The following is a 24,912-nucleotide window of genomic DNA, read 5'->3' as shown; positions in this document are numbered from 1 at the left end:
ACTCCCCGTCCTTATTTGACAAAGAGGCTGCGCGCGTTAGCGGGCAGCCTCTCCTGTCGACAGTAAAGAACCGTCTTACTGCTTGTTGGCAGCAGCCACTTGCGCGGCAACTTCTTCAGCGAAGTTGTCGACTGGCTTCTCGATGCCTTCGCCCACTTTGAAGTAGGTGAAGGAAACGATTTCAGCGCCGCCCTGCTTGGCCAGCTCACCGACCTTGATTTCAGGGTTTTTGACGAACGCCTGCTCGACCAGGCTGGCTTCGGCCAGGAACTTGCTGATACGGCCCTTGACCATGTTCTCAACAATGTTTTCCGGCTTGCCTTTGATTTTCTCTTCGTTGAGGCTGATGAACACGGCTTTCTCGCGCTCAATGGCTTCAGCGGAAACCTGCGAAGGCAGCAGGAACTCTGGGTTGCTGGCCGCTACGTGCATGGCGATGTCTTTAGCCAGCTCGACGTTGCCGCCTTTGAGCACAACCACAACACCGATCTTGTTGCCGTGCAGGTAAGAACCCAGAACGTCGCCTTCGATGCGCGCCAGACGACGGATGTTGACGTTCTCACCGCATTTGGCAACCAGGGCCAGACGGGCTTCTTCCTGAGCGGCGATCAGCGGCTCAACTTCGGTCAGTTTGTCAGCGAAAGCTTTTTCAACGCTGGCAGCTACAAAGTTCTTGAAGTCGTCCTGCAGGGCCAGGAAGTCGGTCTGCGAGTTGACTTCGATGATAACGGCAGCCTTGCCGTCTTCCTTGATGCTGATCGCGCCTTCGGCAGCTACGTTGCCGGCTTTTTTGGCAGCCTTGATCGCGCCGGAAGCACGCATGTCGTCGATGGCTTTTTCGATGTCGCCGCCAGCCTTGGTCAAGGCTTTTTTGCAATCCATCATGCCTTCGCCAGTACGCTCACGCAGTTCTTTAACCAACGCTGCAGTAATTTCTGCCATTTCAAAATCCTCTGGATAGGTTGTTAACCATTCCACCCGCCAAAAACGGGCGCTCAATTCGTAACGCACTGCCGACAATGACCTGAAACATTTGCAACGGTATGTCGGCGATGGTTTTCAAGGTGGCAAAAAGGGGGCCAAGCCCCCTTTTTGCGAACTAAGCAAACGCTGTACGCGTTTTACTTAGCCTTCAGCAGCTTCTACAGCCGGGGCTTGCTCGACAAACTCGTCGGTGCCGCCGTTAGCGTTGCTGCGGCCACGCACAACAGCGTCAGCCATGGCACCCATGTACAGCTGGATGGCGCGAATGGCGTCATCGTTGCCTGGGATGATGTAGTCAACGCCTTCCGGGCTGCTGTTGGTATCGACAACGCCGATGACCGGGATGCCCAGCTTGTTGGCTTCGGTGATGGCGATGCGCTCGTGGTCAACGTCGATCACGAACAGTGCGTCCGGCAGGCCGCCCATGTCCTTGATACCACCCAGGCTGCGATCCAGTTTTTCCAGATCGCGGCTACGCATCAGGGCTTCTTTCTTGGTCAGCTTGGTGAAAGTACCGTCCTGAGACTGAACTTCCAGATCACGCAGACGCTTGATCGAGGCGCGGATGGTTTTGTAGTTGGTCAGCATGCCGCCCAACCAGCGATGGTCGACGTACGGCGAGCCGCAACGTGCGGCTTCTTCAGCCACGATTTTGCCAGCGGAGCGCTTGGTGCCAACGAACAGGATCTTGTTCTTGCCAGCAGCCAGCTTCTCAACGAAAGACAGGGCTTCGTTGAACATCGGCAGGGTTTTTTCGAGGTTGATGATGTGAATCTTGTTACGCGCGCCGAAAATGTACTTGCCCATTTTCGGGTTCCAGTAACGGGTCTGGTGGCCGAAGTGCACACCGGCCTTCAGCATATCGCGCATGTTGACTTGGGACATGATAGTTCCTTGATAAGTCGGGTTAGGCCTCCACGTATCCCGATCTCCAACCCCGCGAACTTGTCGCAAGGCACCCAGGAAACCGTGTCGATACGTGTGTGGGTTTAAGCTTTCGGGCACACAGCCCGTAAAGCGGCGCGTTTTATACCATAAAAGATGGGCACAGGCTACACGCGCACAGCGCAAAGCCTACTAAACCCGCACAACGGACTCACGTGCTGCTTATGGCAGGCGGCTGGTAGCTGTTAAGATAACGCCCTTTCTGTTCGCGTCCGAGAGCCGCACTATGACCGTCACCATTAAAACGCCCGACGAAATCGAGAAAATGCGCGTAGCCGGTCGCCTGGCTGCCGAAGTTCTGGAAATGATCGGCGAACACGTCAAGCCCGGCGTCACCACCGAAGAGCTTGATCGCATCTGCCACGACTATATCGTCAACGTGCAGCAGGCCATCCCCGCGCCGCTCAACTACAAAGGGTTCCCCAAGTCGATCTGCACCTCGGTCAACCATGTGGTCTGTCACGGCATCCCGAACGACAAGCCGCTGAAAGAAGGTGATGTGATCAACATCGACATCACCGTGATCAAGGATGGTTATCACGGCGACACCAGCAAGATGTTTATGGTTGGCAAGGTTCCCGAGTGGGCCGAGCGCCTGGCCAAGATCACCCAGGAGTGCATGTATAAAGGTATCGAATTGGTCAAGCCAGGTACGCGCCTGGGCGATATCGGCGAAGTGATCCAGAAGCATGCCGAGAAGAACGGCTTCTCCGTGGTGCGTGAGTACTGTGGTCACGGTATCGGCGCGGTATTCCATGAAGAGCCGCAGGTGCTGCACTACGGTCGCGCCGGCACCGGGATGGAGCTGCAAGAAGGCATGACCTTCACCATCGAGCCGATGATCAACCAGGGCCGCCCGGAAACCCGCACCCTGGGCGACGGCTGGACCGCCATCACCAAGGACCGCAAGCTCTCCGCCCAGTGGGAGCACACCATTCTGGTGACCGCCGACGGCTACGAGATCTTCACCCTGCGCAGTGATGACACCATTGCGCGTACCTCGGCCTGAGGTTTCCCGCTCATTGGTGCGCACGGCGCACCCTACATAGTTGATAAGGAAGGCGCGCACATGCCGCAGGTAGATCCCGAGCTGTTCGACCGCGGCCAGTTCCAAGCGGAGCTGGCCCTCAAGGCCAGCCCCATCGCCGCCTTCAAAAAGGCCATCCGCCATGCCCGCGAAGTGCTCGACGAACGCTTCCGGGCCGGCCGCGATGTGCGCCGCCTGGTGGAAGACCGCGCCTGGTTTGTCGACCAGATCCTGCGCGAAGCCTGGGATCGCCTGCCCTGGAGCGAAGACGCCGACATCGCCCTGCTGGCGGTCGGTGGCTATGGCCGCGGCGAGCTGCACCCCTTCTCGGATATTGACCTGCTGATCCTGCTGGACAACGCCGACCACGAAACCTTCCGCGAGCCGATCGAGCAGTTTCTCACTCTGCTGTGGGACATCGGCCTGGAAGTCGGGCAAAGCGTACGCAGCATCGACGAGTGCGCCAGCGAAGCCCGCGCCGACCTGACGGTCATCACCAACCTGATGGAAAGCCGTACCATCGCTGGCCCCGAGCGCCTGCGCCTGCGCATGCAGGAAGTCACCAGCACCGAGCAGATGTGGCCGAGCAAGGATTTCTTCCTCGCCAAACACAGCGAAAAGCGTGCCCGGCACGGCAAGTACAACGACACCGAATACAACCTGGAGCCCAACGTCAAAGGCTCCCCCGGCGGCCTGCGTGATATCCAGACCATCCTCTGGGTTGCACGCCGACACTTCGGCACCCTGAACCTGCACGCCATGGTCGGCCAGGGGTTTCTCCTGGAAAGCGAGTACGCCCTGCTCGCCTCCAGCCAGGAGTTTCTCTGGAAAGTGCGCTACGCCCTGCACATGCTCGCCGGCCGCGCCGAAGACCGCCTGCTGTTCGATCACCAGAGCAAGGTTGCTACCCTGTTGGGCTTTGAAGACAGCGACAGCAAACGCGCCATCGAGCGCTTTATGCAGAAGTACTACCGCGTGGTGATGGCGATTGCCGAACTCAGTGACCTGATCGTTCAGCACTTCGAGGAGCAGATCCTCCGCGCTGGCGAGATCGGCCAGGCTACGCCGCTCAACAGCCGCTTCCTGCTGCGCGACGGCTATATCGAGGTGGCGCACCCGAACGTATTCAAGCGCACGCCATTCGCCATCATGGAAATCTTTGTGCTGATGGCCCAGCACCCGGAAATCAAGGGCGTATGCGCCAACAGCATCCGCCTGCTGCGCGAACACCGTCACCTGATCGACGACGAGTTCCGCCGAGACATTCGCAACACCAGCCTGTTCGTCGAACTGTTCAAAAGTCCTCAGGGCATCCACCGTAACCTACGGCGGATGAACCGTTACGGCATCCTCGGCCTGTACCTGCCGGAGTTCGGCCATATCGTCGGGCAGATGCAGCACGACCTGTTCCACATCTATACGGTCGACGCACACACCCTCAACCTGATCAAGCACCTGCGCAAGTTCAAGTGGACCGAGCTGGCGGAAAAATTCCCCCTGGCCAGCAAGCTGATCGACAAGTTGCCCAAGCCCGAGCTGATCTACATGGCTGGCCTGTACCACGACATCGGCAAAGGCCGTAGCGGTGATCACTCGGAGCTGGGCGCAGTGGATGCCGAAGCCTTCTGCGTACGCCACCAGTTGCCCAACTGGGACTCCAAACTGATTGTCTGGCTGGTGCAGCATCATCTGGTGATGTCCACCACCGCGCAGCGCAAGGACCTGTCCGATCCGCAGGTGATCTTCGACTTTGCTCGCCTGGTCGGCGACCAGACCCGCCTGGATTACCTCTATGTGCTGACCGTGGCCGACATCAACGCCACCAACCCCAGCCTGTGGAACTCCTGGCGCGCCAGCCTGCTGCGCCAACTCTACACCGAGACCAAGCGCGCCCTGCGCCGTGGCCTGGAAAACCCGCTGGACCGCGAAGAGCAGATTCGTCTGACGCAGAGCGCCGCCCTGGACATTCTGGTGCGCGGCGGCACTGACGCCGACGACGCCGAACAACTCTGGTCGCAACTGGGCGATGACTATTTCCTGCGCCATACCGCGGCCGATGTCGCCTGGCACAGCGAGGCCATCCTGCAACACCCAGCCGACGGCGACCCGCTGGTGCTGATCAAGGAAACCACCCAGCGTGAGTTCGAAGGCGGCACGCAGATCTTTATCTATGCCCCGGATCAGCACGACTTCTTCGCCGTGACCGTGGCGGCGATGGCCCAGCTCAACCTGAACATCCATGACGCACGGATTCTCACGTCCACCAGCCAGTTCACCCTCGACACCTATATCGTGCTGGAAGCGGAAGGCGGCTCGATCGGAGACAATCCGTCGAGAATCAAGGAAATCCGCCAGGGCCTGGTCGATGCGCTAAAGAACCCTGACGAGTACCCGAGCATCATTCAGCGCCGCGTACCGCGTCAGCTCAAGCACTTTGCCTTCGCCCCGCAGGTGACCATCCACAACGATGCACACCGCCCGGTGACCATCCTTGAAGTCACCGCACCGGATCGTCCTGGCCTGTTGGCGCGCATCGGGCGGATTTTCCTCGATTTCGACCTGTCGCTGCAGAACGCCAAGATCGCCACCTTAGGCGAGCGCGTGGAAGACGTGTTCTTCGTCACCGACGCGCACAACCAGCCACTGGCCGACCCGGAACTGTGTCTGCGCTTGCAGGAAACCATGGTGGCGCAACTGTCTGACGCCACCAGCCTGCCGGTCGAACCGACTCGTATCAGCATCTAACCCTTTTGCCCTTACGCCTTGAGCTGCCCGGCTACCACGCCGCCGGGCGCCTGGAGACCTCAGGAAGACACAATGAATGACGCGTTAAACCAGCTGCAGCCCTACCCGTTCGAAAAGCTTCGTGCCCTGCTCGGCAGCGTGCAGACAGCCGCCGCTAAAAGCCCGATTGCCCTGTCGATTGGCGAGCCGAAACACCGTTCGCCGGATTTCGTTGCCGACGCACTGAGCGCCAACCTCGATCAGTTGGCGGTCTATCCGACCACCCTGGGCATCCCGGCGCTGCGTGAAGCCATCGCCAACTGGTGCGGGCGCCGCTTCGGTCTGCCGGCCGGTGTGCTTGACCCGGCGCGCCATGTGCTGCCGGTCAACGGCACCCGCGAAGCGCTGTTTGCCTTTACCCAGGCCGTGGTCAAGCGCGATGTCGATGGCCTGGTAGTCAGCCCCAACCCCTTCTATCAGATCTATGAAGGCGCCGCTTTCCTTGCCGGCGCGCAGCCGCACTACCTGCCCTGCCTGGAAGAACATGGTTTCAACCCGGATTTCGACGCGGTCAGCGACGACGTGTGGCAGCGTTGCCAGATCCTCTTCCTCTGCTCGCCGGGCAACCCGACAGGCGCGCTGATTCCGGTGGAGACCCTGAAAAAGCTGATCGCCCTGGCTGACCAGTTCGATTTCGTGATCGCCGCCGACGAGTGCTACAGCGAACTGTATTTCGATGAAGCCAATCCACCGGCCGGCCTTTTGACCGCGTGCGCCGAACTGGGCCGCCACGACTTTAAACGCTGCGTGGTATTCCACAGTTTGTCCAAGCGCTCCAACCTGCCGGGCCTGCGCTCGGGTTTTGTTGCCGGCGACGCCGACATTCTGAAATCTTTCCTGCTGTACCGTACCTATCACGGCTGCGCCATGCCGGTACAAACCCAGCTGGCCAGCGTGGCCGCCTGGAACGACGAGGCTCACGTCAAAGCCAACCGCGACCTGTACCGCGAGAAGTTCGATGCGGTGCTGGCGATTCTCGACGGTGTGCTGGATGTGCAGCGGCCGGACGGCGGCTTCTACCTGTGGGCGAAAACCCCGATAGACGATGAAACATTTACCCGCGAGCTGTTTGCCCGCGAGCATGTCACCGTGGTGCCCGGCTCGTACCTGTCGCGGGCCGTGGATGGCCACAACCCTGGCGCCGGCCGTGTGCGCATGGCCCTGGTTGCGCCGCTGGCCGAATGCATGGCCGCAGCTGAGCGTATCCGTACTTTTGTGAAGAGCCTCTGATGAGCAAGACCCTGTTTGGCATAAAAGCCTGCGACACCATGAAAAAAGCCCGCACCTGGCTCGACGAGCGCGGGGTAAGCTACGCCTTTCATGATTACAAAGCCTGCGGCATCGACCGTGGCAACCTGGAAAAGTGGTGCAACGAGCATGGCTGGGAAACCCTTCTGAACCGTGCCGGCACCACCTTCCGCAAGCTGGACGAGGCGCAGAAGAGTGACCTCGACCAGCACAAGGCGATCGAACTGATGCTCGCCCAACCGTCGATGATCAAACGCCCGGTGCTGGATCTCGGCAACAAGACCCTGGTTGGTTTCAAGCCCGAGCGTTACGCCGCTGAACTGGCCTGATCCGTCCCCCATTGAATTCGCGTTAAGGAAAGCACCATGAGCACTACCCTCTTCAGCCTGGCCTTCGGCGTTGGCACTCAGAACCGTCAGGGCACCTGGCTGGAAGTCTTCTATGCACAACCGCTGCTCAACCCGGCCAGCGAGCTGGTGGCCAAGGTCGTGGAAAAACTCGGCTACCAGGGCGGCAACCAGGCGATTGCCATCAGCAACAATCAGGCCGGCGACCTGGCCGAAGCGCTGAAAAATCTCGATGCCGCGCAATCGGCCCTGCTCACCCGTCTGGCCGAAAGCCAGAAGCCGCTGGTAGTCACCCTGCTCGCCGAAGACGCCGCGCTGACCAGCACACCTGAGGCCTACCTCAAGCTGCACCTGCTGTCGCACCGCCTGGTCAAGCCGCACGGCCTGAACCTCACCGGCATCTTCCCGTTGCTGCCGAACGTGGCCTGGACCAGCCAGGGCGCCGTAGACCTCGGCGAGCTGGCTGAGCGCCAACTGGAAGCACGCCTGAAGGGCGAACTGCTGGAAGTGTTCTCGGTGGACAAGTTCCCGAAAATGACCGACTACGTAGTGCCGAGTGGTGTGCGTATCGCTGACAGCGCCCGCATTCGCCTGGGCGCTTACGTGGGCGAAGGCACCACCGTAATGCACGAAGGTTTCGTCAACTTCAACGCCGGTACTGCCGGCCCCGGCATGATCGAAGGCCGCGTGTCGGCGGGCGTATTCGTCGGCAAGGGCTCAGACCTGGGCGGCGGCTGCTCGACCATGGGCACCCTGTCCGGTGGCGGCAATATCGTGATTTCCGTGGGCGAAGGCTGCCTGATCGGTGCCAACGCCGGCATCGGCATTCCACTGGGCGACCGCAACACCGTGGAGTCCGGCCTGTACATCACTGCTGGCACCAAGGTGGCGCTGCTCGATGCCGACAACCAGTTGGTCAAGGTGCTCAAGGCCCGCGACCTGGCTGGCCAACCGGACCTGCTGTTCCGCCGCAATTCGCAAACCGGCGCCGTGGAGTGCAAGACCCACAAGTCGGCCATTGAGTTGAACGAAGCCCTGCACGCCCACAACTGATCCCACAGTAGGGTGCGCCGTGCGCACCGCAAGCCCATACGCAACCCGGTGCGCATGGCGCACCCTACGGGATAGGCTCCCATGTCACTGACTTCCCCCTGGCGCGCAGACTTCCCTGGCATTTTGGCCCTCGCAGCCGAAGGCCAGACCTACCTGGACAGCGCCGCCACCGCGCAAAAACCCCAGGCCATGCTCGATGCCCTGCTCGGCTATTACGCCGGCGGCGCCGCTAACGTGCACCGTGCCCAGCATCTACCAGGCGAGCGCGCCACCCGTGCCTTCGAAGCAACGCGTGAGAAAGCTGCACGCTGGCTCAACGCTGCCGACGCGCAGCAGATCATTTTCACTCGCAGTGCTACTGAAGCGTTCAACCTGCTGGCTTATGGCCTGGAACAGCAATTCCAGCCAGGCGATGAAATTGTCGTCAGTGCCCTGGAACATCACGCCAACCTGCTGCCCTGGCAGCAACTGGCACTGCGTCGTCAGCTCAAACTGGTGGTATTGCCGCTGGATCAGCATGGTTTGATCGACCCGGCCCAAGCTGCGCAGCTGATTGGCCCGCGCACGCGCCTGCTGGCGCTCAGTCAGCTGTCCAATGTGCTCGGTTGCTGGCAGCCGCTGGAACCGCTACTGGCCCTGGCACAGGCGCATGGCGCGCTGACGGTGATCGACGGCAGCCAGGGCGTGGTGCACGGCCGCCATGACTTACAAACGCTGGACTGCGATTTCTATGTCTGCTCCAGCCACAAGCTCTACGGCCCTGACGGCGTTGGCCTGCTCTATGGCCGTCCGCAGGCCCTGGCGCAGCTGACACCCTGGCAGTTTGGCGGCGAGATGCTGCTGCACACCGACTACCACAACGCCAGCTTTCGCCCAGCGCCCTTAGGTTTTGAGGCCGGTACGCCACCGATTGCCTCGGTGATCGCCCTGGGGGCCAGTCTGGATTACCTCAGCAACCTCGACGCCAGTGCCGTCTGCGCCCATGAAGCGGCCTTGCATACCGAGCTGATCGCCGGGCTGAAGCAGCGCCAAGGTATACGCCTGCTCGGTACGCCCGCCGTCGCCCTGGCCAGCTTTGTGGTCAACGGCGTGCACCATGCCGACCTCGCCCACCTGCTGAGCGAACAGGGTATTGCCGTGCGCGCCGGTCATCACTGCGCCATGCCATTGCTGCAAGGGCTCGGCCTGAGTGGCACCGTTCGCGTGTCTTTGGGTTTGTATAACGATGGCAGCGATCTGCAACGCTTCTTCAGCGCCCTCGATCAGGCCCTGGAGCTGCTGCAATGAGCCTGCCCATTAGCGCCCAGGAGGCGCTACGCGCCTTTGCTGATTGTCCTGGCTGGGAGCAACGCACGCGCCTGTTGATGCAGTGGGGCAACCAGCTTGCCCCGCTCAGTGATGACGAATGCGGTGAACACAATCGGGTGAATGGCTGCGAAAGCCAGGTGTGGTTGCTGGCCGAGGCGCACGGCGAACACTGGCAGTTTCGCGCCAGCAGTGATGCGCGCCTGTTACGTGGTTTGCTTGCGCTGCTGTTGGCCAGGGTCAACGGCCTGCCCCTGGCCGAACTGACGCAACTGGATCTAGCGGACTGGTTTACTCAACTGGGCCTGGCCCGCCACCTCTCTCCCTCGCGGAGCAATGGCCTACAGGCCGTGCTCGCGCGCATGCAGGAATTACTGGCAGGTGCCGCTCAGGGTGCGGCTCGCCACTGATCGGTTTGCCCGGAGTACAGCGCCTGTTGCAGGCGTTCCAGCTCACCATTTTTCGCCAGGCGGCGTAAACCGGCATTAAATACCTCGCGCAACCGATTCGCCTGGGTATCGTTCTTGCGAAACAGCAGGTGCAGCGGTTCGCTATTCAGCACGCGCGGATGATGAGTGATCAGCGCACGCTCCTGCGGCGAAAACAAACGCTGCAGCATGGCATAGCCCACTGCCCGATCCTGCGGATGAAAATCGACCCGGGCCAGGTTCAACAAACGCAAACCGGTGTCTTCCTTGCCACTCTGCTCAACCTGCAATTGTCCAGCCTGCAGCGCCGCATCGAACTGCGGGCCGTAGGAATAACCGAGCGTGGTGGCGATACGAAAGCGCTTGAGGTCATCGATGTTCGTCCAGTTCAGCTGCTGATCAGTGCGCTGAAACAGCACGATCTCACCCTGCACCACAGGATCACTGCACACACTGATACGGCGGCGCTGTTCTGAACAGGAATACGGCATGACCGCATCCAGGCTGCCCTGCTCCAGCATCAGCAGGTTGCGATCCCAGGGATAGAACACGAACTCGACCTGATAACCGGCCGCCTTGAATATCTCGCGCGTCAGGCGCGCCAACGCGCCACCGTCGGCACGCTGCTGATCGACATAAGGCACCCAGTCACCGGTACCAATGCGTACAACCGGATGGGCACTGGCGCCCAGGCAGGCAGAAAGTGCTGCAAACAGCAGCACATAACGTGGATAACCACTCAACACATGACGCAGCAGGGACAACACCACACACCTCAAACGAGAACTACCAGCACATCCCTGCTGAACATCGACCGCAATCGGTCATTTTTTAAAGTCTAGCCAACATCATCAGACGCTGAGCGCCGCTCTGCCGGGCGCCGCGTACCGGCCACCAGCTTGTCGACGGTACGTGCCGCCGCCACCATGCCGAAGGTCGCGGTGACCATCATCACCGCGCCAAAACCACCGGCGCAGTCCAGGCGCACACCGTCACCGACAAACGCCTTGTATTGGCAGACCGTGCCATCGGGCTTGGGATAGCGCAGCTGCTCGCTGGAAAACACGCACGGCACGCTGTAATTGCGCCCCGGCGTACGGGAAAACCCATAATCGCGGCGCAAGGTTGAACGCACCTTGGAGGCCAGCGGGTCATTCCAGGTCTTGTTCAGATCGCCAACCTGGATCTGCGTCGGGTCGATCTGCCCGCCCGCGCCACCGGTGGTGATGACCTGAATCTTGCGCCGCTTGCACCATGAGATCAGCGCCGCCTTGGCATTGACGCTGTCGATGCAGTCGATCACCGCATCCAACTGCTCGGTGATGTACTCAGCCATGGTCTCGCGGGTGACAAAATCCGCCACCGCATGCACCACACAGGCCGGGTTGATCGCCCGGATACGTGCCGCCATCACCTCGACCTTGGGCTGGCCAACAGTGCTGTCCAGCGCATGCGCCTGACGATTGCTGTTGCTCACGCAGACGTCGTCCAGGTCAAACAGCGAGATTTCACCGACCCCGGAACGCGCCAGGGCCTCGGCTGCCCAGGAACCCACACCGCCAATACCGACTACTGCCACATGCGCAGCCGCCAGCCGTTCGGCACCTTCGCGGCCATACAGGCGGGCTATTCCGGCAAAGCGTTGTTCATCCACAGGCATTCCTATCTCTTACCAGCCACAGGCGGCGCGCATTATAGGGAGCTGGCAAGCGGCACCCAAGCACTCTATTGCGCTTACGCACGGCAGCCGATGAACAGCAGTGGCAAATTGCCAGTTACTGAACCTCTATCGGCCGTCGGCATCCCATCAATATGCCCGCAGGCCGGGCTATACAGCCCTGTAGCGGCGGCGTAGCATGCGCCACCCGACGCCTGTCGCTTTTTATTGCCCCTTCGCTGGACCTGCTCACTATGCCTTCGCGTAAGTTTGGATTGAATCTGGTCGTGTTCCTGGCGATTGCCGCCTTGTTCACCGGTTTCTGGGCGCTGTACAACCGCCCGGTCACTGCCCCTGACTGGCCGGAGCAGATCTCCGGATTCTCCTTCTCACCCTTCCGCGCCGGGCAAAACCCGCAGCAGGATACCTACCCCAGCGACGAGCAGATGCGCGCCGACCTGGAGCTGCTGAGCACGCAGACCGACAACATCCGCACCTACTCGGTGGACGGCGCACTGGGCAAGATCCCTTACCTGGCTGAAGAGTTCGGCCTGCGCATAACCCTGGGCATCTGGATCAGCCCGGACCTGGAGCGCAACGAGCGGGAAATCGCCAAGGCCATCGAAATTGCCAACGATTCGCGCAGCGTCGTGCGTGTGGTGGTGGGTAACGAAGCCCTGTTCCGCAAGGAAGTCACCCCGCAAGACCTGATTGCCTACATCGACCGCGTGCGCGCTGCGGTCAAGGTGCCGGTGACCACCTCCGAGCAGTGGCACATCTGGCAGGAATACCCGGAGCTGGCCCAGCACACCGACCTGGTTGCCGCGCACGTACTGCCCTACTGGGAATTCGTGCCGATGGAGGACTCCACCGATTTCGTTCTTGAGCGCGCCAAGGATCTGAAAAAACTCTTCCCGAAAAAACCGCTGCTGCTCTCCGAAGTCGGCTGGCCGAGCAACGGCCGCATGCGCGGCGGCGCCGATGCCTCCCAGGCGGACCAGGCGATCTACCTGCGCACCCTGGTCAATACGTTGAACGCCAAGGGCTACAACTACTTCGTCATCGAAGCCTTCGACCAACCGTGGAAGGCCAGTGATGAAGGCTCGGTAGGGGCTTACTGGGGCGTCTACAACCTTGATCGGCAGGCCAAGTTCGCCTTTGAAGGCCCGGTGGTGGCCATCCCGCAATGGCGCCTGCTGGCCATTGCCTCGGTGGTACTGGCCCTGCTCAGCCTGGCATTGATGCTGATCGATGGCAGCGCCCTGCGTCAGCGTGGGCGCACCTTCCTGACCTTTGTCGCCTTCGCCGGCGGTTCCGCGCTGGTGTGGATCGGCTATGACTACAGCCAGCAATACAGCACCTGGTTCAGTACCCTGGTTGGCCTGCTGCTGGGGATCGGTGCCTTCGGGGTGTTTATCGTGCTGCTCACCGAAGCCCACGAGCTGGCCGAAACCGCGTGGACCCGCGCCCGCCGCCGGCCGTTCCAGCCGGTGGAAAGCGACACCGCCTACCGGCCCAAGGTGTCGATCCACGTGCCCTGCTACAACGAGCCGCCGGAGATGGTCAAACAGACCCTCGATGCCCTCGCTGCGCTGGATTACCCGGATTACGAAGTCCTGATCATCGACAACAACACCAAGGACCCGGCCGTTTGGGAGCCGGTAGAGGCTTACTGCAAGGTTCTCGGCCCGCGTTTCCGCTTCTTCCACGTCTCACCGATTGCCGGCTTCAAAGGCGGCGCGCTGAATTACATCCTGCCGCACACCGCAGCAGATGCCGAAGTGGTGGCGGTGATCGACGCCGATTACTGCGTCGACAAGAACTGGCTCAAGTACATGGTGCCGCACTTCAGCGACCCGAAAATCGCCGTGGTGCAGTCGCCGCAGGATTACCGCGACGGCAACGAAAACATCTTCAAGAAGCTCTGCTACGCCGAGTACAAAGGCTTCTTCCATATCGGCATGGTCACCCGTAACGACCGCGACGCGATCATCCAGCACGGCACCATGACCATGATCCGCCGCACCGTGATGGACGAGCTGAAGTGGGCCGACTGGACCATCTGTGAAGATGCCGAGCTGGGCCTGCGTGTGTTCGAAAAAGGCTACTCCGCCGCCTATGCCCACCAGAGCTTTGGCCGCGGGCTGATGCCGGACACCTTTATCGACTACAAGAAGCAGCGTTTCCGCTGGGCCTATGGCGCCATTCAGATCATGAAGGGCCACGCCCGCAGCCTGTTCCTCGGCAAGGGTTCCGAGCTCAAGACCGGGCAGCGCTACCACTTCGTCGCCGGCTGGCTGCCGTGGATCGCCGACGGCCTGAATATCTTCTTCACCGTCGGTGCGCTGCTCTGGTCGGCGGCGATGATCATTGTGCCGCAGCGGGTCGATCCGCCGCTGATGATCTTCGCCATTCCGCCGCTGGCGCTGTTCTTCTTTAAGCTGGGCAAGATCCTGTTCCTCTACCGCAAGGCCATGGGCGTTGATCTGGTGCGTTCATTCCAGGCCGCGCTGGCGGGTCTTGCGTTGTCGCACACGATTGCCAAGGCGGTGCTCTACGGCACCTTTACCAAGACCATCCCGTTCTTCCGCACGCCGAAGATGGCCAGCAACCACGGCATCCTGGTGGCCCTGGCTGAGGCCCGCGAAGAAGTGTTCATCATGCTGCTGCTGTGGGGCGCCGCCATCGGCATTGGCATCGTCCAGGGCCTGCCTAGCGCCGACGTGAAGTTCTGGGTAGCCATGCTACTGGTGCAGTCGCTGCCGTACCTGGCTGCACTGATCATGGCCCTGCTGTCGTCCCTGCCAGCCTCGCAGGCCAACCCGCAGGAAACCGCTGCGGTCAGCTGATCGCGGGCGTTTCGCAATGCCAGACGGCGGCCAATGGCCGCCGTTTTGCTTTAAGATGGCGGCCTTTGTGCCTGAAGCCGCCCCGGAGCTGTAATGACCACCCACACCACGCCCCTTTCCCCGACGTTGGAGCTTGCCTGCGAGCTGATCCGCCGTCCGTCCGTCACGCCTCTTGATGAAGGCTGCCAGGAGCAGATGATGCGTCGCCTGGCGACCTGTGGCTTCACCATCGAGCCGATGCGGATTGAGGATGTGGACAACTTCTGGGCCAGCCGCGGCGGAGAGAATGGGCCAGTGCTGTGTTTTGCCGGGCACACCGACGTGGTGCCCACCGGCCCGGTGCAAAACTGGCAGCACCAGCCGTTCGATGCGCTGATCGACGAAGACGGTATGCTCTGCGGCCGTGGCGCGGCGGATATGAAAGGCAGCCTGGCGTCGATGATCATCGCTGTTGAGCGCTTCGTCGCCGAATACCCACAGCACAAGGGTCGTATTGCCTTTCTGATTACCAGCGACGAAGAAGGCCCAGCGCACCACGGCACCAAGGCCGTGGTCGAACGCCTGCGCGCACGCAATGAGCGCCTGGACTGGTGCATCGTCGGCGAGCCGTCGAGTACCACCCTGGTCGGTGACGTGGTGAAAAACGGCCGGCGTGGCTCACTTGGTTGCACCCTGACCGTACGCGGCAAGCAAGGCCACGTGGCCTACCCGCACCTGGCGCGTAACCCAATTCACCTGGCTGCACCGGCCCTGGCCGAACTGGCCGCCGAACATTGGGATAACGGCAACGCCTTCTTCCCGCCGACCAGCTTCCAGATTTCCAACCTGAATTCAGGTACGGGCGCGACCAACGTGATTCCGGGTGAGCTGAAAGCCATCTTCAACTTCCGCTTCTCCACCGAGTCCACGGTCGAGGGTCTGCAACAGCGCGTTGAGGCCATCCTCAACAAGCACGGTCTGGATTTCGAGTTGGACTGGGCACTGTCCGGTCTGCCCTTCCTTACCGAGCCGGGTGCATTGCTCGACGCCGTGGCCGCCAGCATCAAAGCGGTCACCGGCCGCGACACCCAGCCATCGACCAGCGGCGGCACCTCGGACGGCCGCTTTATCGCCACCCTCGGCACCCAGGTGGTCGAACTCGGCCCGGTCAACGCCACCATTCACCAGGTCGACGAACGCGTACTGGCCAGCGATCTGGATGTGCTGACCGAAATTTATTATCAGACCCTGGTCAATCTGCTCGTATGAGCCTGATCTGCCCTATCTGCCAGGCGGCGCTAAGCGTCGTCGACAACGGTGTGGCCTGCCCGGCCAACCACCGTTTCGACCGTGCACGCCAGGGTTACCTCAACCTGCTGCCGGTGCAGCACAAGAACAGCCGCGATCCAGGCGACAACGCTGCCATGGTCGAAGCCCGCCGGCGCTTTCTCGACGGTGGCCATTACGCACCGCTGGCACAGCGCCTGGCCGAACTGGCAGCCCGCTATAACCCGCAGCGCTGGCTGGATATTGGTTGCGGCGAGGGTTACTACACCGCACAGATCGCCGATGCCCTGCAGCAGGCCGATGGCTACGCCCTGGATATCTCCCGCGAGGCAGTCAAACGTGCCTGCAAGCGAGCGCCGCAACTGACCTGGCTGGTGGCGAGTATGGCCCGCGTGCCACTGAGTGATGCCAGCTGCAACCTGCTGGCCAGCGTCTTTAGCCCGCTCGACTGGCAGGAAGCCAAGCGTCTGCTCGCACCCGGCGGTGGTCTGCTGCGCATGGGCCCAACCAGCGAACACCTGATGGAGTTGCGCCAGAAGCTGTACGACGAAGTGCGCGACTACGATGATCAAAAGCACCTGGAGCTGATCCCGGAAGGCATGCGCCTGGCCCACAGCGAAACCCTCACGTTCAACCTGCAATTGGATAGCAGTGAAGCCCGCGCTGACCTGCTGGCCATGACCCCGCACGGCTGGCGCGCCAGCGCCGAACGCCGCGCGGCGGTGATCGCCGAACCCTGCGACGTGACTGTCGCCATCCGCTACGACTGGATCAAGAGACTATGACCATGCGCCAACCGGATATCGAGATTTACCTGAAAGACGCCGACCACACGGCTATCGGCGAGTGGCTGAGCCAAGCCCTGGGCAGCTGTACACCCTGGCAGCAGAAAGGCCAGACCTTCAAATGCATGGCTGGCAACGTGCCCGTCACCTGGCTGCCCAAGGCCGTGGGCAAGTGGCACAGCCTGTTTCTGGAAAGCGACGCCACGCCCTGGGCCGACGACCTGGCCTGCGCCCAGGCCGCCTTCGCCGCGCTGAATGTTGAAGTACGCTGCGCACCAGGCGGCTGGCAGGAAGAAGAAAGCGACGAACAGGCCGACCGCTGGATGCGCATCAGCGCCGATGGGGTGGAGGAAATCACCTGGCGCACCGGCTGACCGACCGCTGAAAACTACTGCGCTCGGCTATCCTGCGTTGCAAAGACCAACAGGAGTAACAGCCGAAGGCGGATCCGGGGGCGAGCGATGCGAGAAAAGCAGCCTCACAGCCGAAGGCTGAACGTGCTTTAGCACGGCCCCAAAGGGGTGAGCGCAGCGAATCAAATGCTCATGTGCAGATGTACACTCCGCTTTTTCGGCTACTTCCGCCTTGCCTAGCCATCGCTCGCTACGTTTTCAACGACCGGTTTCAAAGAGGCACAAAAAACCCCGCCTAGGCGGGGTTTTGTTTAACCGGGTGCCTACTTCTTGCCCAGTTTCTTCAGCTCTTCGTCACGCAGCTCACGGCGCAGGATCTTGCCGACGTTGGTGGTCGGCAGCACGTCGCGGAACTCCACGGCTTTTGGCACCTTGTAACCGGTGACGTTGGCGCGCATGTGCTCCATGACCTGCTCTTTGGTCAGGGTTTCACCCGGCTTGACCACCACGAAGATCTTGATCGCTTCACCCGACTTCTCGTCCGGCACACCGATGGCTGCACACTGCAATACGCCCGGCAGCGTGGCCAGCACGTCTTCCAGCTCGTTCGGGTAGACGTTGAAGCCGGACACCAGAATCATATCCTTCTTGCGGTCGACGATACGCATGTAGCCATCGTCCTGGATCACCGCGATGTCGCCCGTTTTCAACCAGCCTTCGGCGTCGAGGATTTCGTCGGTGGCTTCCTGGCGCTGCCAGTAACCTTTCATCACCTGCGGGCCTTTTACGCACAGCTCGCCAATCGAACCTAGTGGTTGCTCGACGCCTTCGTCGTCGATCACTTTGCACACGGTCGACGGCACCGGAATACCGATGGTGCCGATCTGGATATTGCTGAACGGGTTGACCGAAGCGACCGGGCTGGTTTCGGTCATGCCGAAGCCTTCGCAGATCGGGCAGCCGGTCACCTGCTTCCAACGCTCAGCAGTGGCCAGTTGCAGGGCCATGCCGCCGGAGAACGTGGCTTTCAGGGTAGAGAAGTCCAGCTTGCGGAAGTCCTCGTTGTTGCACAGGGCAACGAACAGGGTGTTGAGACCGACAAAACCAGTGAACTTGTACTTGGCCAGGTCCTTGGTCATGGCTGGCAGATCACGTGGGTTGGTGATCAGCACGTTGTGCCCACCAATCAGCATCATCGCCATGCAATGGAAGGTGAACGCGTAGATGTGGTACAGCGGCAACGGCGCGATCAGCACTTCGCTGCCCTCGCTCATTTCCGAGCCCATCAGCGCCTTGACCTGCAACATGTTGGCGATCAGGTTGCGGTGGGTCAGCATCGCGCCCTTGGCCACACCGGTGGTGCCGCCGGTGTATTGCAGCACGGCGATATCGCCATTGCTCGGCGCAGCGTCCTTGGCGCTCTGGCCACGGCCTTTGGCCATGGCGGCGGTGAACTTGACGGCTTGCGGCAGGTTGTAGGCCGGCACCATCTTCTTCACATGCTTGACCACGCTGTTGACCAGCAGGCGCTTGAGCGGCGAAAGCATGTCACCGACTTCGGTGATGATGACCGTCTTGATCCCGGTTTTCGGCAGAACCTGCTCGGCCAGGTGGGCCATGTTGGCCAGGCTGACCAGGGCCTTGGCGCCGGAATCGTTGAATTGGTGTTCCATTTCCCGCGCGGTGTACAGCGGGTTGGTGTTGACCACCACCAGGCCGGCGCGCAGGGCACCGAAGACCACAACCGGGTACTGCAGCACGTTAGGCAGCTGCACAGCGATGCGGTCACCGGGCTGCAGATCAGTGTTTTGCTGCAGGTAGGCGGCAAAGTTGCCGGACAACTCGTACAGCTCACCGTAGGTAATGGTTTTACCCATATTGCTGAAAGCTGGCTTGTCGGCGAAGCGTTGGCAGGACTCTTTCAGTACCGCCTGGATATTCGGGTACTGGTCAGGATTGATTTCGGCAGCAATCCCAACGGGATACTTATCCTTCCAAAAGTTTTCGGTCATGGAAGCCCACTCCTCAGCAACAGCTTGATCTTCACCGCGCGTAGACGGTTGTTTATTGTAGGTTCGCGTGATTTCTTGCGACTTGAACGGCCAAAAACTGCCAAAAGCAATTTCTGACGTCGCACAGCGAAGGCCCTGGAGCCCGCTCGCCGTGGATGGCGGATCACAAAAAAGCTGCCCGAGAGTAGCAGCTTTGCCAAACAGCGACTAGCACCAATAAGCGCCGCAACGGTCACAAAAGTGACCAAGTATTGCGTGGCGGTCACTTTTCATAAATCGCCTGCAAATGCCGCGCTACAGCCCTTGCGCTCGCCTTGTGCCGCCCATCGCGGGCGGCACAGCGACCACAGAACGCAAGCATTTAAGCGATATCGCGCAGCTCGCGACGGAGGATCTTGCCCACCGGGGTCATCGGCAGGGCGTCACGGAAGACAATCTGCTTAGGCACTTTGTAACCGGTGAAATTCTCTTTGCAGTAGGCCTTCAGCTCCTCGGCACTGAGGCTGCTGTCACGGGCCACGACAAACAGTTTGACCACTTCCCCAGACTTCTCGTCCGGCACACCGATGGCCGCGCAGCTGGCGACTTTCGGATGCGCCATGACCACGTCTTCGATCTCGTTGGGGTACACGTTGAAACCGGAAACGATGATCATGTCCTTCTTGCGATCGACGATGCGTACAAAGCCATCCAGATCGATCACTGCCACATCACCGGTCTTGAACCAGCCTTCGGCATCCAGCACTTCAGCGGTGGCTTCCTCACGCTGCCAGTAGCCCTTCATCACCTGCGGCCCCTTGATGCACAGCTCGCCGCGCTCGCCCAGCGGCTGCTCGACACCGTCATCATTGATGACCTTGAATGCCGTGCCCGGCACCGGAATACCGACCGTACCCAAACGCACCTTGTCGCCGTAGGGATTGGTGCTGGCTACCGGCGAGGTTTCGGTCAGGCCATAGCCTTCAGTCACCGGGCAACCAGTCATGGCCTGCCAGCGCTCGGCAGTGGCCTTGACCAGCGCCGTACCGCCGGAGTTGGTCAATTTGAAATGGGAGAAATCCAGGTTCTTGAAATCGGGGTTGTCCATCAGCGCGACAAACAGCGTGTTAAGACCCAGCAGCGCGGAAAACTGCCACTTACCCAGTTCCTTGACGAAGCCAGGAATGTCGCGCGGGTTGGTGATCAGTACGTTGTGGTTACCGTTGACCATCATGCACATGCAGTTCGCGGTGAAGGCATAGATATGGTAGAGCGGTAGTGGCGCGATCATGATTTCCTGGCCCTGCTTCATCAGCGGGGTGCCGTCATCGCCCAGCTGTGACAGGCAGGCATCGACCTGCAGCATGTTGGCCACCAGATTACCGTGCGTCAGCATCGCGCCCTTGGCCACGCCAGTGGTGCCACCGGTGTATTGCAGCACGGCGATGTCTTCCTGAGCGACCTTGACCGGTTTCAGCGCATGGCCCTGGCCCTGCTTGAGTGCACCCTTGAAGGCTATTGCCTGCGGCAGGTGGTAGTCAGGCACCATCTTCTTGACCTTCTTCACCACGGTGTTGACCAGCCAGCCTTTGAGGCTTGGCAGCAGGTCACCCATCTTGGCTTCGATCAGGTAATCGATCTCGGTATCCGGCAGCACGTCCTGCACCAGCTTGCCGAACATGTTCAGGTACACCAGCGCACGTACGCCGGCATCCTTGAACTGGTGGCGCATCTCGCGGGCGGTGTACAGCGGGTTGGTGTTGACCACAATCAGCCCGGCGCGCATGGCACCGAACACGGCAATCGGGTACTGCAGCACGTTGGGCATCTGCACGGCAATGCGATCACCCGGTTGCAGGTCGGTGTGTTTCTGCAGGTAGGCAGCAAAAGCCGCCGAGAGCCGATCCAGCTCGGCATAGGTCAGGGTTACGCCCAGGTTGCTGAACGCCGGACGGTCAGCGAACTTCTTGCACGAGCGCTCGAACACCTCGATCACCGACTTGTAAGCCCCCAGATCGATGTCATTGGGAACGCCGGCCGGACGTTTGTCGCTCCAGAAATCAGGCTGCATTATTTTTATCCTCTTGCCCTGAGATGATCCTAATCCGCGAAAGAGGGTGCTTACAAAAGTAACGAGCGATGGCCAGGCAAGGCGAGATCAGCCGAAAAAGCGGAGTGTACGAGTTGTACATGAGCATTTTGAGGCTGGGCTCAACGCAGCATGGGCGAGCGCAGTATTTTGTAAGCATCCTCTAGCGGAGTTGGCTGGACGTTAACAGCTAACGCCAAACAGGCAAATAGCCGAGCAGCGTCATTGACGCACTGAATCTTGCCGCTCCCGGCACAACTATCCTGCCGCTTTGGCGCAGCCTTACCGGCAGCAGACGGCCGCACATGCCTTCAAGCGACCGTTGCACCTGTACGGACTTTGCGGCGCGCCGTGCGGGGTGCACAATGCGCAGCTTCTGCAGGCTTAAGGGATTCGCCATGCTCCACCAAGCGTTCTGGCTCAATAGCACCGATGCAGCGCCCCTCTTTGTCAACCGCTGGTATGCCGAACAGCCGCCAAAAGCCTTGCTGATGGTCGCCCACGGCATGGCCGAACACAGCGGACGTTACGCACGCCTGGCTGAAGCGCTGGTGGCGCAGGGTTTCGAGGTTTATGCGCATGATCAGCGCGGCCACGGCAAAACCGCCGAACACGGCCTGTTTGGCCACTATGCCGACAGCAAGGGCTGGGAGCTGGTGGTCAATGACCTGGCCAACCTCAACCACCATATGCGCCAGACTCACCCGCAGGTGCCGATCTTCCTGCTCGGCCACAGCATGGGCAGTTACATCAGCCAGGCGTACCTGATGCACCACAGCTGCAGCCTGCAAGGGGCGATTCTTTCCGGCTCCAACTACCAGCCCGTGGCGCTGTACCGTATCGGGCAGCTATTGGCGCGCTTCGAGCGCTGGCGACAAGGCCCGCTGGGACGCAGCGCCCTGCTGGAGTTCGTATCATTTGGCTCATTTAACAAAGCCTTCAAGCCCAATCGTACGGCCTTTGACTGGCTGAGCCGCGACCCGCAGGAAGTCGACAAGTACATCAACGATCCGCTGTGCGGCTTCCGCTGCAGCAATCAGCTATGGGTCGACCTGCTGGGCGGCCTGCAACAGATCACACCGTTGCAAAGCCTGGCGCAGATCGACAGCAGCCTGCCGCTGCTGGTAATCGGCGGCACCTGTGACCCAGTCAGCGACGGCCACCGTCAGCAAGACCTGGGCAACGCCCTGAGCGCCGCCGGCAACCAGCACGTGCAGGTCAAACTCTATCCAGATGCGCGTCATGAGCTGCTCAACGAGAGCAACCGCGACGAAGTCACCGCCTACATCATTGACTGGTTGCAGCAGGCCCTCAGCCAACCGCGCCAGTGCCACCAACAGAGCCAAGAGAGTCACCCATGACCCAGAGCAGCAACACGCCCTACGACGCCCTCGAAGTCGGCCAGACCGCCAGCTACAGCAAAACTGTCAGCGAACGCGATGTGCAACTGTTCGCCGAAGTGTCCGGTGATCACAACCCGGTGCACCTGGACGCCGAGTACGCCGCCGAAACCATGTTCAAGGAGCGTATCGCCCACGGCATGTTCAGCGGCGCACTGATCAGCGCCGCCGTGGCCTGCGAGCTGCCTGGCCCGGGCACCATCTACCTGGGCCAGAGCATGCGTTTTACTGCACCGGTCAAGCTCGGTGACACCCTCACCGTGCGCCTGGAAGTGCTGGAAAAACTGCCGAAATTCCGCGTGCGTATGGCCACCCGCGTGTTCAATCAGAACGATGAGCTGGTGGTCGATGGCGAAGCGGAAATCCTCGCCCCGCGCAAGGCGCAGACCGTTGAACTGACCAAGCTGCCGCCGATCACCATCGGCTAAGCCACCCCTACTGTTTCACTGGAGAATTTCATGTCCCTGTCTATGTACCACGCCTCCATCCCGGTCTTTACCCGCCAACTGAACAACCTCTCGACCATCCTCGGCCTCGCCGCCGCCCATGCCGAAGAGAAAAAGATCGAGCAAAGCGTATTTCTCAACGCGCGCCTGGCCCCCGATATGTTCCCGTTGAGCCGCCAGGTGCAGATCGCCTGTGACGGCGCCAAGGCCGGCGCAGCCCTGCTGGCAGGGGTCGACGCACCCAGCCATGCCGACAACGAAACCAGTTTCGCCGAGCTGCAAGCGCGCATCAGCAAGACCTTGGACTTCCTCACCAGCCTGAGCGCAGCGCAGATCGATGGCAGCGAAGCGCGCACCGTTGTCCTCAAGCGTCGCGACAAGGAAACCCAGTTCCAGGGTCAGGCCTTCCTGCTCGACCACGTCATGCCGAACTTCTATTTCCACTACACCACCGCCTACGCCATCCTGCGCCACAACGGTGTCAGCATCGGCAAACGCGATTTCCTCGGTACTCGTTAAGGCTAGAAACCATTGAGTGGGTTAGGCATAGCGATGCCCATTTGCTTGGGGGCGCAAGCCGCGATTGCCCAGACAATGCCAATCGCCCCATCAGGAGGCCGAGTGGAATCGTTGCGCAAGGGGTTGAGCGGCATGGAGGCCGCGAGAGCCGCGATGGGCCAGGGATGGCCCTTCGCGGCGAGCCCCTGACGCAATGATGGAACGAGGGAACCCGACGAAGTCGGGCCGGATGCAAGGGGCAAGACCTTTTGCTTACTTTTGGGGCGTTTGCCAAAAGTGAGCCGCCGTAAAGGCGGAACCGTTCGTCAAATGAAAATACATACCGGCGGATGGTCGCTGGTCACAGCCGCGCCCACTGCCCATCCGCACGATGGGCCTGCAGGTGCGGCAATACCGCAGCCAGCAGCGGCTCCTTGAACGCATCCTGAAAGCGATGGGCCAGCCCTGGAATCAGGCGCAGTTCACTGCCCTTGATATGCGCCGCCACATGCACGCCGTGCATCACCGGCAGCAACGGGTCCGCCGTGCCGTGCACCACCAGCGTTGGCACCTGCAAGCGGTTGAGAAGTTCAACCCGGCTCGGTTCGGCGAGGATGGCCAATAACTGGCGTTGCACGCCTTCCGGGTTGAAGGCGCGGTCATAGGCGACTTGTGCCTGCTGCAACAATAACTGCCGATCATCACTGACTGCCGGGCTGCCCAGCGCGGCCAGCAGGTCGGCCTGCTGCTCCAGCGCCACCGTGCGATTGGGTGAATCGCGCCGGGCCAGCAAGCTCAGCAATTCGCTACTCGGCGCCGGCAGGCCCTGGGCACCGGAGCTGGTCATCACCAACGTCAGGCTCTGCACCCGCTCAGGCGCAAGGTCGGCCATATGCTGGGCAATCATCCCGCCCATACTGGCGCCCAGCACATGGGCACGCTCGATCTTCAGGCTATCCAGCAACCCCAGGGCATCACGGGCCATGTCGCGCAGGCCGTAAGGCGCTGCCACCGACAGCCCCAGGCGATAGCGCAGCGCTTCATAGGTCAGGTTGATTTCCGGGGCGGTAGCGACCCAATTGCTCAAGCCGACATCGCGGTTATCGAAGCGGATCACCCGAAACCCCTGCTGACACAGGCGCTCGACCACCTCATCCGGCCAATGGATCAACTGCCCGCCCAAGCCCATCACCAGCAGCAAGGCCGGATCGCTGTCACGCCCGATACTCTGGTAAGCCAGGCGCACGTCGCCGACCTCGGCGGTAAGGGTTGGCACCTGAACACTGCAAGGTTGTGCGGCAAAAGCCGGCAGGCCGCACAGCAGTGCGACGAGAATAATCAAACTACGCATGGCATCACCCGGCCATGGGACAGCAGAACGCAGCCCCCCATTAAGACGCGAGTGTGGTGATGTTTGTACAAGCGCGCTGCCACACAACCGTGACAGTTTGATGAAG

The 24,912-nt window shown here is 61.0% G+C and carries 21 protein-coding genes; 14 read left to right on the top strand and 7 right to left on the bottom strand.

Annotated elements, in window-relative coordinates; genetic code table 11:
* Window positions 1-75: 75 nt before the first annotated feature.
* Both tsf and rpsB read right to left on the bottom strand, forming a co-directional pair.
* Window positions 76-942 (bottom strand): translation elongation factor Ts, encoded by an 867-nt coding sequence (gene tsf / locus ACSQ17_RS16440; RefSeq protein WP_436069697.1) that lies wholly within the window; start codon window positions 940-942, stop codon window positions 76-78.
* Between the two features lie 183 nt (window positions 943-1,125).
* Window positions 1,126-1,869, bottom strand: a complete 744-nt coding sequence (gene rpsB, locus ACSQ17_RS16435; RefSeq protein ID WP_436069696.1) for a 30S ribosomal protein S2 — start codon at window positions 1,867-1,869, stop codon at window positions 1,126-1,128.
* Between the two features lie 286 nt (window positions 1,870-2,155).
* Between rpsB and map the strand changes: the two genes are divergently transcribed.
* From map to ACSQ17_RS16400, 7 genes are all read left to right on the top strand, one after another.
* Window positions 2,156-2,938: a type I methionyl aminopeptidase gene (gene map / locus ACSQ17_RS16430; RefSeq protein WP_436069695.1), complete on the top strand. Its 783-nt coding sequence runs from the start codon at window positions 2,156-2,158 to the stop codon at window positions 2,936-2,938.
* A gap of 60 nt (window positions 2,939-2,998) precedes the next feature.
* The gene (locus ACSQ17_RS16425) at window positions 2,999-5,701 is read left to right on the top strand and encodes a [protein-PII] uridylyltransferase (RefSeq protein ID WP_436069694.1); all 2,703 of its coding nucleotides are present in this window, start codon (window positions 2,999-3,001) and stop codon (window positions 5,699-5,701) included.
* Window positions 5,702-5,773: 72 nt separating this feature from the next.
* Window positions 5,774-6,970 (top strand): succinyldiaminopimelate transaminase, encoded by a 1,197-nt coding sequence (dapC, locus tag ACSQ17_RS16420; protein ID WP_436069693.1) that lies wholly within the window; start codon window positions 5,774-5,776, stop codon window positions 6,968-6,970.
* On the top strand, window positions 6,970-7,317 hold the full coding sequence (locus tag ACSQ17_RS16415) for an ArsC family reductase (RefSeq protein WP_436069692.1): 348 nt from the start codon (window positions 6,970-6,972) through the stop codon (window positions 7,315-7,317). Before dapC ends, ACSQ17_RS16415 begins: the two co-directional genes overlap by 1 nt.
* A gap of 36 nt (window positions 7,318-7,353) precedes the next feature.
* Entirely contained in the window at window positions 7,354-8,388 is a 1,035-nt protein-coding gene (gene dapD, locus ACSQ17_RS16410; RefSeq protein WP_436069691.1) for a 2,3,4,5-tetrahydropyridine-2,6-dicarboxylate N-succinyltransferase, read from the top strand.
* A gap of 81 nt (window positions 8,389-8,469) precedes the next feature.
* Window positions 8,470-9,675, top strand: a complete 1,206-nt coding sequence (locus ACSQ17_RS16405; protein ID WP_436069690.1) for an aminotransferase class V-fold PLP-dependent enzyme — start codon at window positions 8,470-8,472, stop codon at window positions 9,673-9,675.
* Complete coding sequence (locus ACSQ17_RS16400; RefSeq protein ID WP_436069689.1) at window positions 9,672-10,103, top strand: SufE family protein; 432 nt, start codon at window positions 9,672-9,674, stop codon at window positions 10,101-10,103. The genes ACSQ17_RS16405 and ACSQ17_RS16400 overlap by 4 nt, the downstream gene beginning before the upstream one ends.
* Here ACSQ17_RS16400 and ACSQ17_RS16395 read toward each other — a convergent pair.
* Window positions 10,082-10,885, bottom strand: a complete 804-nt coding sequence (locus ACSQ17_RS16395) for a substrate-binding periplasmic protein (protein WP_436069688.1) — start codon at window positions 10,883-10,885, stop codon at window positions 10,082-10,084. The genes ACSQ17_RS16400 and ACSQ17_RS16395 overlap by 22 nt on opposite strands.
* A gap of 74 nt (window positions 10,886-10,959) precedes the next feature.
* Entirely contained in the window at window positions 10,960-11,781 is an 822-nt protein-coding gene (gene tcdA, locus ACSQ17_RS16390) for a tRNA cyclic N6-threonylcarbamoyladenosine(37) synthase TcdA (protein WP_436069687.1), read from the bottom strand.
* Window positions 11,782-12,032: 251 nt separating this feature from the next.
* Here tcdA and ACSQ17_RS16385 point away from each other — a divergent pair, with 251 nt between their 5' ends.
* From ACSQ17_RS16385 to ACSQ17_RS16370, 4 genes are all read left to right on the top strand, one after another.
* Window positions 12,033-14,627, top strand: a complete 2,595-nt coding sequence (locus tag ACSQ17_RS16385; RefSeq protein ID WP_436069686.1) for a glycosyltransferase — start codon at window positions 12,033-12,035, stop codon at window positions 14,625-14,627.
* Between the two features lie 93 nt (window positions 14,628-14,720).
* Window positions 14,721-15,875, top strand: a complete 1,155-nt coding sequence (gene dapE, locus ACSQ17_RS16380) for a succinyl-diaminopimelate desuccinylase (RefSeq protein ID WP_436069685.1) — start codon at window positions 14,721-14,723, stop codon at window positions 15,873-15,875.
* Complete coding sequence (locus tag ACSQ17_RS16375; protein ID WP_436069684.1) at window positions 15,872-16,678, top strand: putative RNA methyltransferase; 807 nt, start codon at window positions 15,872-15,874, stop codon at window positions 16,676-16,678. Before dapE ends, ACSQ17_RS16375 begins: the two co-directional genes overlap by 4 nt.
* Window positions 16,679-16,680: 2 nt before the next feature.
* Window positions 16,681-17,052 (top strand): hypothetical protein, encoded by a 372-nt coding sequence (locus ACSQ17_RS16370; protein ID WP_436070505.1) that lies wholly within the window; start codon window positions 16,681-16,683, stop codon window positions 17,050-17,052.
* Between the two features lie 302 nt (window positions 17,053-17,354).
* On the opposite strand, the gene fadD1 is transcribed toward ACSQ17_RS16370, so the two are convergent.
* On the bottom strand, window positions 17,355-19,043 hold the full coding sequence (gene fadD1 / locus ACSQ17_RS16365; RefSeq protein ID WP_436069683.1) for a long-chain-fatty-acid--CoA ligase FadD1: 1,689 nt from the start codon (window positions 19,041-19,043) through the stop codon (window positions 17,355-17,357).
* A 361-nt stretch (window positions 19,044-19,404) separates the two neighbouring features.
* Window positions 19,405-21,093 (bottom strand): long-chain-fatty-acid--CoA ligase FadD2, encoded by a 1,689-nt coding sequence (gene fadD2, locus ACSQ17_RS16360; RefSeq protein WP_436069682.1) that lies wholly within the window; start codon window positions 21,091-21,093, stop codon window positions 19,405-19,407.
* A gap of 416 nt (window positions 21,094-21,509) precedes the next feature.
* Here fadD2 and ACSQ17_RS16355 point away from each other — a divergent pair, with 416 nt between their 5' ends.
* From ACSQ17_RS16355 to ACSQ17_RS16345, 3 genes are read left to right on the top strand one after another with little or no spacing between them, the layout of a single operon-like run.
* Window positions 21,510-22,472, top strand: coding sequence for a lysophospholipase (locus ACSQ17_RS16355; RefSeq protein WP_436069681.1), 963 nt, complete (start codon window positions 21,510-21,512; stop codon window positions 22,470-22,472).
* Window positions 22,469-22,939 (top strand): MaoC family dehydratase, encoded by a 471-nt coding sequence (locus ACSQ17_RS16350; protein ID WP_436069680.1) that lies wholly within the window; start codon window positions 22,469-22,471, stop codon window positions 22,937-22,939. The genes ACSQ17_RS16355 and ACSQ17_RS16350 overlap by 4 nt, the downstream gene beginning before the upstream one ends.
* Before the next feature lie 30 nt (window positions 22,940-22,969).
* Window positions 22,970-23,476 carry a DUF1993 domain-containing protein gene (locus tag ACSQ17_RS16345; RefSeq protein WP_436069679.1) on the top strand — a complete coding sequence of 169 codons (507 nt, stop codon included), beginning with the start codon at window positions 22,970-22,972 and terminating at the stop codon, window positions 23,474-23,476.
* 340 nt (window positions 23,477-23,816) lie between these two features.
* Here ACSQ17_RS16345 and ACSQ17_RS16340 read toward each other — a convergent pair whose 3' ends face one another.
* Entirely contained in the window at window positions 23,817-24,806 is a 990-nt protein-coding gene (locus ACSQ17_RS16340) for an alpha/beta fold hydrolase (protein WP_436069678.1), read from the bottom strand.
* Window positions 24,807-24,912: the final 106 nt, after the last annotated feature.

Source organism: Pseudomonas sp. LjRoot71, assembly GCF_964253255.1.
In the GTDB taxonomy this organism is placed as follows: Bacteria; Pseudomonadota; Gammaproteobacteria; order Pseudomonadales; family Pseudomonadaceae; genus Aquipseudomonas.
The sequence above is the reverse complement of the archived record's forward strand: the minus strand, read 5'-3'. Positions and strand labels throughout refer to the sequence as shown.